Consider the following 7,972-nt stretch of genomic DNA (forward strand, 5'->3'; position numbering starts at 1 on the left):
CCCGGGCCTGAAGCGGCGCAGCTGACAAGCAGAGCGCCCGACAAGCCTGAACCGAGCCTCGCTCACTGAAGATCATTTACGGGACAGCTCTTAGGGGAACCAGCGTGACGAGGACCTCGCTCGGTATGAGCAGTCACCGCCGGAATTAGCGTGCCGTCGACATTGAAGGCGCTGAACTTCGTCGTCCGGCCCCTCCCTCCCAGTTTGCTTGAACGTCAACGGTCCAGAGGGAGTTCCTGAGGAGACTTCCCGTCACTTCAGCTTCCGGCTCGCATCGACCTCGGTCGTCCCACCGACAAGGTCTGGGTCGTTGACGACCCAGACCTTGGAGGCGGCGTCATAAGGATCGGCCAGCCCCGCAGCCTCTACGCGTTTGGCGTTGGAGTGGTAGACCGTGATGGTTGCTTTGTGGGGCGCAACCGGCGCATCCAGCCGACTGGGGTTTCCGAAGTCGGGGTTGGGCACGGTGATGTGCTTGGTCGGGTCCCAGTCGTACCGATCGAAGGCCATGGAACCCCAGTGGGCGAATTCTACGTTGTACAACTGGGTGCCGGGCTTTTGCGTGACCATGACGATAACCGCTGAGTTCAGGCCGAAGCTGTGAAGAGACATGAGTAGGTCCAGCTCGTCAGGATCCGCAAGGCCCATGGCTGCCTTTCCCTGCACGGAAAGGGGGATCTCCACTGACGGTGGGGTGTATGTCATCCTGACCGGGCTCGTGCCATCCCAGGGGTCGAAACCGGAGAGCTTTTGGATTCTCGGAAGGATGCCAGCCCATTTTTCACCCCCCTTCAATTTTGCCTTCTTTTCCGTGAGGAAGACTGCACGGACTTCCTTCAGTTCATCCTTGACGCGCGGAAATTTCTCAAGTTTAGTCGAGGGAAAAGTGAGTGGTTTTCCTTTCCCGTCGAGCCAGTGGAGCATCATCAGGGCAGACAGTGAGTCAGCCTGCCCTGGCCGGCTTTGAATATGCAGCGCCAAACGCCTGTACCAGCGAGCGACCTCGTCGACGCTGAAGGCGCTCAGTTCATCGTCTGATGCAGCGCCCTGCGGCTTAACGCGCGTGGCAGGTGGCGAGCCGGTAGCCGAAGCACCCTTGTTCAGCGCTGATGCCGGCAGGGCTCGGAAATCGAACAGAGGCGCCATGGGGAGTGCTCGGAAACCGCCGGGTACAGGGGTACTCATGCCGTTGCCCTGGTAGGGCCGCCAAAGGCAGTGGTGATCATGGGAGTCCCTTCGGTCGACTGGGTTGTGTGGCGGCCTCTGTCAAGGTCCTGCACTACAGCAGGGCCGCTTTCGCGCATACGGTCATGTTGAGCGACCGTGGCCCGGGCGTTACGCAGGCGTGGGACATCGCAAAAGTGGCCGTTGCGGCGAGCCCGAGTGTCGTCGCGCTGCCGCGCCCAACGGGAGTTGAGAGCCTCTACTCGTTTCCGGGTTGGGAGCCGCAGTCTGGTGCCCAGTGGCTGCCCTACGTACCCATAGGTGCGGCACCGTCTGTCGCCCGGGTGGCGCTTGGGGTGGTGCTCGAGACGGTGGTTCCGGTGTCTGAGGCGGAGACGGAGATCTTGCCGGGGAGGCCGACTGAGGTGGCGAACAGGCTCTGGTAAATCTTGGCCTTCTGGGTTTCGCTGTCCGTGACGAGTTTCTGGCCGAGTACTTCGCGGTCGTTGTCGAGGGTGCGCTCGCGGACTGCCTGAGTCTGGAGACCTGCCGAGTAGGTGTCGAGAGCATCGCCTTGACCGAGGAGGGCGTCAACTAGGACACCTTCGGTTCGTAGAACTACTTTATCTACGTTGACGATGACTCCGGGAACGGTGATCTCATTTCCGGTCTCGTCACGATAGGTGGAGGTCTTTTTCCGCCACCGCAGATAGGTTTCGGCGGATGCGCCCGAACCGATCTGGCGTGTCTCCACCATGGATGGCTCCACCAGCTTGTCCTCATAGTCGAAGATCGCAGACATCTGATCAAGGACCATCTGGCGCATACTGTTCTTCTTGTCGGGCTTTACGTAGGTGTCAAGTAGGTCATTCAGCCCGGACAGCGGAACCTCTTGTACCGATTCGCCGTATCCGTTCCAGAAGGCCACGCGCATATCGACCAAGTGCAGGATGGTGATGTGCTCCTGATTCATCTGACGGAAGACGAAGTTTAGAGTTCGTCCGACATTGATGTTCTCAAGCTGGCGGGTGATCGAAGTCTCTTCGCCGCTTTGCTCTTTCACTTCATGGGAGGTGTTGACTTGGACATCACGCTTTGCTGAAGCCTTGGAAGCGTGCTTGTTGACCGCAGTGCTCACGTTTTTGGAGAACTGCTCACGCTGAGACGCGGAAGTGCCTTTCACACCGCCGCTTACCTTGGCGCTGGCAAATCCCCAGGAGCCAGCTGCCTCAGCCTCAACGTGCCACTCAAGGCTTTTTTGTTGCGCTTTTTTGTCAGAGTTCTCCTGCTGGACGGTGTTCTCGAAGTCGTCGGCGCTTTCCTTAGTGAACGAGTCGAGCACGCTGGAGGCCGACTTGCTCGTGGTCTCGCTCTTGCGGAAAGTTTTGATGCTGATCGTGGTCTTCTCACCCGGCAACAGGGTGAAGGTCTTCAAAGTCCGGCCAGCACCGTACTGTCCAAGGAAGGTAGACAGCCGGTACGTCTCCACCAGCGAGATCTGCGGTTTCCCCTCAGGTAGCAGCCCATCGGCTGCCGGCGCCCCGAAGGGGTCTGAGAGGAAGGCGTGTGTGTACTCCCCCCACAGTGTGCGGTGCACACTCAGCCGCTTGCCTGAGTGCAACATCTCGGTGACATGCGCGATGTCGAGATCGGTGATCTGCGGCCGCACCCGGTGATCAGCCAGCGTAGCCCGGGAGAGGATGGACCCACGGACCGCTTGGGCTAGGTGTGTCACCGCACTAGGGGTGGTACCAGGTGTATCTGCGAGGCTCTCCAGGGCTGGACCATTGGGGGGAGGCGGTGCAGGGGACTCCGGATCCACTGTTTCAGTAAGAGGCGCCAGATCCGGTTCCACTGCAGCATTGCGCAGTGCTTTGGCCAGAACGCTGGTGGTGGCCGTATCCAGGGCGCCCGCGCTGCCTGCGACGGCGCTGTGGGAGGCAAACAACCCCGCATGGGTGGCGGCTGGATCTTTGATCCCAGGGAAGGTCTTGAGGTCTCCCGTACGGAGCATGGCGGCTACGTCTACGGCAGTGAGCTGTCGCAACGTCTGGGCTGGTGTGCGTTCTGGGGCTTTGAACGCAGAGTCGAGGAACCACTCCTTGGGGTTGCTCACATCCAAGGCGATGATGTTGCGCCCGCTGTAAGAGGTCGGCTCAGGAACGTTGTAGCTGAGGACCGCGGCCTTGCCATTCGGGTCGAACTTGGTAATCGGCTCCGCCACAACAGCCTCCTTCGAGGGAACGTGGTCCCGCTCTGACCAGCGGGTTTCCTCAGAGCATATCCATAGAAATCGGTGCAAATGTTCTCATTTACTCCACCTGGGGGTGCTGGGAGGCATGGAGTGCCGGTCACCTTCCAAGCTGGCGGAAGCCAGACGCACTCGATCTCACATGGCACACCCAGATGTTCCTCCCGGCCGTGCCACTGACCGGGGCGCAGCGACGCGACTGCTCACCACGCACCACGGCTCGTGAATGGCGCCACGCCCTGGTGCAAGCATCCCGATTAGGACGCCTTCTGGACTCCGTATCTAGCCGACGATCAACACCTTGATCTGCGCGGAGGTTCCACCGACGCCAGGGCGGCTCGCCACTGATGTTGCCCCGCCGGGGACCAGCCGCCTGAGACACCGAGCATCTGAGACACCCATGCAGGTCGCATAACGCCGTCCAGGACCGTGCCGGGGCGCAGTGTCATGCCGGCGACGGCCAGGTCCGTCCAGTGCTGGGTGACGACTCTGCCGAACCGGGCGTACGGCACGACGGTCTCATCGGTACGGCGCAGCACGGTCCGGTGGCCGTCGAGCTTGGGCTCGTACCACCAGCCCGGTCCCTGGGGCAGGACCGGGACGGTTTGGGCCAGTGCCACCTTGGTCGGGAACTCCACGGAACCGATCCTGCGAGCCCGGCTCCGCCGAGGCGCGTCGGGCGGTCCGTACGGGCCTACCCGTCGACGAGCCCCGTCTCAGGTTTGCAGATCTGGCATGCCTCGATGTCCGGCTCCGCCAAAGCGATCATTGCTTCCTCGCGAGTGAGGAATCCGCCCTCGGCCGGATACAGGGCACAGTCCCCGCGGTGCACCAGCGCCGCCGACGACGACCGCTGTGGCTGGATCTTCCACCGCAGCGCGGCGTGCGCCTGCTCCCGTCGCCGCCGCTCCTGCTGCTCCTTGATCTCCAGTTCCCGGATCCGGCCCCGGACCTGACGCAGCTGCCACTGCAGCAACTGCTCCAGCGTCCGGTTCTTGTCCAGGTCGGATATGCCGCCGGACATGGCTACGCCTCGGCCGGCTCGTGGGCGTGCTTGAGCGCCATTCGGGCCTCGACACGGTCGCCGGCTTCGACGGAATCCCAGAAGGGGTGCGTGGACACGGTGATGCTGAGCTCCAGCAGCCGTGCCCTGAAGCGGACAGTCTCTGGGGCCTGCTCCTCCGTGTACCCGGGAGAGTCCTCCTTGTGGGACCGGTAGGAGGAGTGCAGCTGCTTGTCTCCCTCCCACCCGGGCATCGGCTCTGCCGACCACGGCAAGGTCCTGGCGTACTCCTCGTACGCGGCACGGGTCTCGCGGAGGGTGACCTGGGCCTCGAGGAGGTCTTGCGGGAAGGGGAAGGTTTTCGGCACGCCCCAAGCGTACGTCTGTTCGAATATCGGATGCGAACGACGCGCCGAAACCGTACAAAACGGGCGCCAATAGGGTCCTGTGCCAGCGAAGCTTGCGCGTTGCCATCCCTCTTTGACTGACGTGAGTTCGTGCCACTGAAGTTTGAGTACAGGGCAAATGGCCTGGTCATAGCAGTGGCCCCTCTCACTCCCGCCATCATGCAGCTCGCACTCGGCGACCGCTGGATGACTGCTGAAAGAATCCGGCCCTATGGATGCAGGGTGGGCGACGGTGGTCGGTGCGGTTATCGGGACGGGGGGTGCAGTTCTGGGTGCCGTCGGCGGCTTCTTGGCCGGCAAAGCGCAGGCGAAAGGCACAGTCGAAGGAGTCAGGCTGCAACTCGCAGGGCAGCGACTGGACATGCAGTGGCAGGCTCGCCGAGACGCGTGCGGGGCACTCATAGGGCTGTACTACAAGGCGCTTCTGCAGTTCGTCTCAACATGGAGACTGAGTCAGTATGACCACGAGAGACCTCCGCATCTCGTGGACGCCGACGAGGCAAAGCTTCAAGAAGCCCTGGGCGAGCTGAGGCAGCGGACAGAAGAGGTCATCATGCTGAAGACCGCGTATCAACTCACTGTGCCGCCGGGCGAGGAAGACAAGGCAGAGGCGGTACGGCTTGCTTACGACGCGACTTGGCGAGCTCTCGCGGCCTGGAACGCCGGGCGCCTGTCACCGCCGCATCGCCGAGCTCTCATAAGGCAGGAATTCGAGGATGCTCTGGCTTCGTACAGAGCATCCCTGGCGGAGTTCACTGCACAGGCCCAACAAGGCTTGGCGCATCCGCACTCAGCCGCATGGATGTAATCATCGGGGACTGTCACGTTGGCTGACCAGGTGGGATGATCTTCTGGTTGGTCATGCGGGGAGGGGGCGTCCGTGGACAGAACGTCGCCGTCGTACAAGGGGCACCGGTACCCGGCCGAGATCATCTCCCACTGCGTGTGGCTGTACCACCGCTTCCCGCTGTCGTTCCGCGAGGTCGAAGAGCTCATGCTCCAGCGCGGCGTCCTCGTCTCCCACGAGACCGTGCGCCGTTGGTGCGCCAAGTTCGGCCAGGCCTACGCCAACGGACTGCGCCGCCGACGGCCCCGGCCTGGCGACAAGTGGCATCTCGACGAAGTGTTCGTCAAGATCAACGGTGTGCGGCAGTATCTGTGGCGGGCCGTCGACCAGGACGGCAACATCCTGGACATCATGGTCCAGTCGAGGCGGAACGCAAAGGCCGCCAAGCGGTTCCTGGCCAAGCTCATGAAGAAGCAGCAGCGGGTACCCAGAGTCATGGTCACCGACAAGCTCCGCTCCTACGGCACCGCCCACCGGGAGCTGATGCCCTCGGTCGAGCACCGTTCCCACAAGGGCCTGAACAACCGGGCGGAGAACAGCCACCAGCCGACCCGGCAACGCGAACGCGCCATGAAAGGCTTCCGCAGCGTCGGCGCAGCCCAGCGGTTCCTGGCCGCGTTCAGCGGCATCTCACCGCACTTCCGACCCCGTCGCCACCTGATGACCGCTCCCGGCTACCGAGCCGAGATGACCATCCGCTTCGCCATCTGGGACCAGGTCACCGGCGCTGCCGGCCAGCCCGCCGCAGCCTGAGTACCGGCCCAAAACCCGACCCCGCCACGCCCTCACGCACCGTCAGGCACTCACACACCCAACAACGTGACAGCGCCGGCCCGAGCGCCTCACAGACGTTGAACGAAAGGATCTCGACGAACTGTGCGAGCGGAATCCCGCGCTGGCGACGACGGTCGAGTACGCCCGTCGGCTGGCACTCATGGTCCGTGATCGCCGCGGTGAACACCTGGCTGAGGATCCGCTAATAAGCGGGCATCCAAGGTGAAAACGACCTCTGAGCGGCGACGTTTGCTTCGATCGAGGGGTGTGATCTGTCTCGGTTTGCAATATCAGCCCGGGGAGGTCGAGGGTGGTAATCCGCGCGTCCCGTGGGTCTTGGCTCTGGTGAGCTTGGCTCCGGTCAGCCGTGCCCCTCGCAGGTCGGCGTTGGTGAGGTTTGCTCCGGTCAGGTTCACACCGCGCAGGTCTGCGTCTGTTAGGTCGGCACCGCTCAGGTCGGCGTTCGCCAGATTCGCGCTGTCCGTGACGAGGCCAGAGGTGATCTTGAATTGTAGGGACTTGTCAGCTGCGCTGAGCTTCGCGCCGTGCAGCTTCGCCCGGGGCAGGGACGCGCCCTTCAGGTTGGCATCAACCAGGATCGCCCCGGTCAGGTTCGTTCCGTGAAGGCTTGCACCTGTGAGATCCGCGTCCCAGAGAACAGCATTGGTGAGATTGGACGATTCGGTGCCGACTGGCGCGTCCGGTCTTCGCCCCAGCTCGGTCTCGTGCAAGTTCGCGCTGCTGAGGTCTGCACCGGTCAGGTCCGTCTCAACAAGTGCCGCGCCGGTCAGGTCTGCTCCGTACAGTTGGGAATGGGTCAGGCTTGCGCGCAGGAATGTCGCTCCGCTCATGTTGGCCTCGCTGGCGAACGCGTTGCGCAGATCTACTCCCGCGAGCACTGCATGCCGCAGGTCTGCACCCTCCATGACCGCGTAGCTGAACGAGGAACGTGTGCTGGGAAGTTCGCCGCCCTTGGGGATTTCCGCGATGTCCTTGATGTCCCAGGCGAACAGTGTCAGGCCCCGTAGGTCCGTTCGGTTCCAGTCGAGCTGCGCACCTCCGTCGTGGCCAGGTGGGCGGTGGGCCAGCACATTCATCACGGCCGCCACGTCGGTGGACGGGCGGCGTTTGAGTGTCACCGCAAGGTCCTTGGGCTCCTTCGCGAAGCCGTCGGCTGGTACGGGTGCGTGGCTTCGTATGTACGCCGACAGGACCGAGATGATCCTAGGCTGATCGCGAGGTGAGTCCTGCATGATGCGCTCCAGCGCGTAGATCCCCCCGAAGCGCACGTCCAACGACTGCGACCCCAGGTTGGTGATCGCGTCGTTGAAACGGCTGGTGAGCTGTCCCTGTTCGGCGACCCGTACTTCCCTCCAGGTGAACAGCAGCGCCAACACTGCGGCCAGGCCAGGCAAGGTGGCCGCCGTGAGCCCTAGGGCCTGTCCGGCGGATCTTTCGACTCGGCATGCCTGGCACGACTTCGTGGGCTGATCCCCGAGTATGCCCAAGGCTGCCGCTCCCGACGT

General features: G+C 63.0%; 8 protein-coding genes. 2 read left to right on the top strand and 6 right to left on the bottom strand.

Annotation, left to right across the window (positions count from 1 at the left end):
• Positions 1 to 252: 252 nt before the first annotated feature.
• The 5 genes from ACFYY1_RS42810 to ACFYY1_RS42830 all read right to left on the bottom strand — a co-directional run bounded on the left by ACFYY1_RS42810 (position 253) and on the right by ACFYY1_RS42830 (position 4,786).
• The gene (locus tag ACFYY1_RS42810; protein WP_388595490.1) at positions 253 to 1,146 is read right to left on the bottom strand and encodes a hypothetical protein; all 894 of its coding nucleotides are present in this window, start codon (positions 1,144 to 1,146) and stop codon (positions 253 to 255) included.
• Positions 1,147 to 1,471: 325 nt separating this feature from the next.
• Positions 1,472 to 3,388, bottom strand: coding sequence for a hypothetical protein (locus ACFYY1_RS42815; protein ID WP_388595491.1), 1,917 nt, complete (start codon positions 3,386 to 3,388; stop codon positions 1,472 to 1,474).
• Positions 3,389 to 3,708: 320 nt separating this feature from the next.
• Positions 3,709 to 4,053: a hypothetical protein gene (locus tag ACFYY1_RS42820; RefSeq protein WP_388595493.1), complete on the bottom strand. Its 345-nt coding sequence runs from the start codon at positions 4,051 to 4,053 to the stop codon at positions 3,709 to 3,711.
• Between the two features lie 56 nt (positions 4,054 to 4,109).
• Positions 4,110 to 4,439: a DUF6233 domain-containing protein gene (locus ACFYY1_RS42825; RefSeq protein ID WP_388595494.1), complete on the bottom strand. Its 330-nt coding sequence runs from the start codon at positions 4,437 to 4,439 to the stop codon at positions 4,110 to 4,112.
• 2 nt (positions 4,440 to 4,441) lie between these two features.
• Entirely contained in the window at positions 4,442 to 4,786 is a 345-nt protein-coding gene (locus tag ACFYY1_RS42830) for a hypothetical protein (RefSeq protein ID WP_388595495.1), read from the bottom strand.
• A 250-nt stretch (positions 4,787 to 5,036) separates the two neighbouring features.
• Between ACFYY1_RS42830 and ACFYY1_RS42835 the strand changes: the two genes are divergently transcribed.
• Positions 5,037 to 5,633: a hypothetical protein gene (locus ACFYY1_RS42835; protein ID WP_388595497.1), complete on the top strand. Its 597-nt coding sequence runs from the start codon at positions 5,037 to 5,039 to the stop codon at positions 5,631 to 5,633.
• Between the two features lie 72 nt (positions 5,634 to 5,705).
• Entirely contained in the window at positions 5,706 to 6,425 is a 720-nt protein-coding gene (locus tag ACFYY1_RS42840; RefSeq protein ID WP_388595498.1) for an IS6 family transposase, read from the top strand.
• A 311-nt stretch (positions 6,426 to 6,736) separates the two neighbouring features.
• Here ACFYY1_RS42840 and ACFYY1_RS42845 read toward each other — a convergent pair.
• Positions 6,737 to 7,972 (bottom strand): pentapeptide repeat-containing protein (locus tag ACFYY1_RS42845; protein WP_388595500.1); only part of this gene is annotated, 1,236 nt, incomplete at its 5' end.

The sequence above is a fragment of the Streptomyces sp. NPDC001890 genome (assembly GCF_042891445.1).
Taxonomy (GTDB): domain Bacteria; phylum Actinomycetota; class Actinomycetes; order Streptomycetales; family Streptomycetaceae; genus Streptomyces.

Coding starts and splice junctions, on each gene's coding strand:
- ACFYY1_RS42810 (WP_388595490.1), bottom strand. CDS start 1,146: ATGGCGCCTCTGTTCGATTTCCGAGCCCTGCCGGCATCAGCGCTGAAC.
- ACFYY1_RS42825 (WP_388595494.1), bottom strand. CDS start 4,439: ATGTCCGGCGGCATATCCGACCTGGACAAGAACCGGACGCTGGAGCAG.
- ACFYY1_RS42835 (WP_388595497.1), top strand. CDS start 5,037: ATGGATGCAGGGTGGGCGACGGTGGTCGGTGCGGTTATCGGGACGGGG.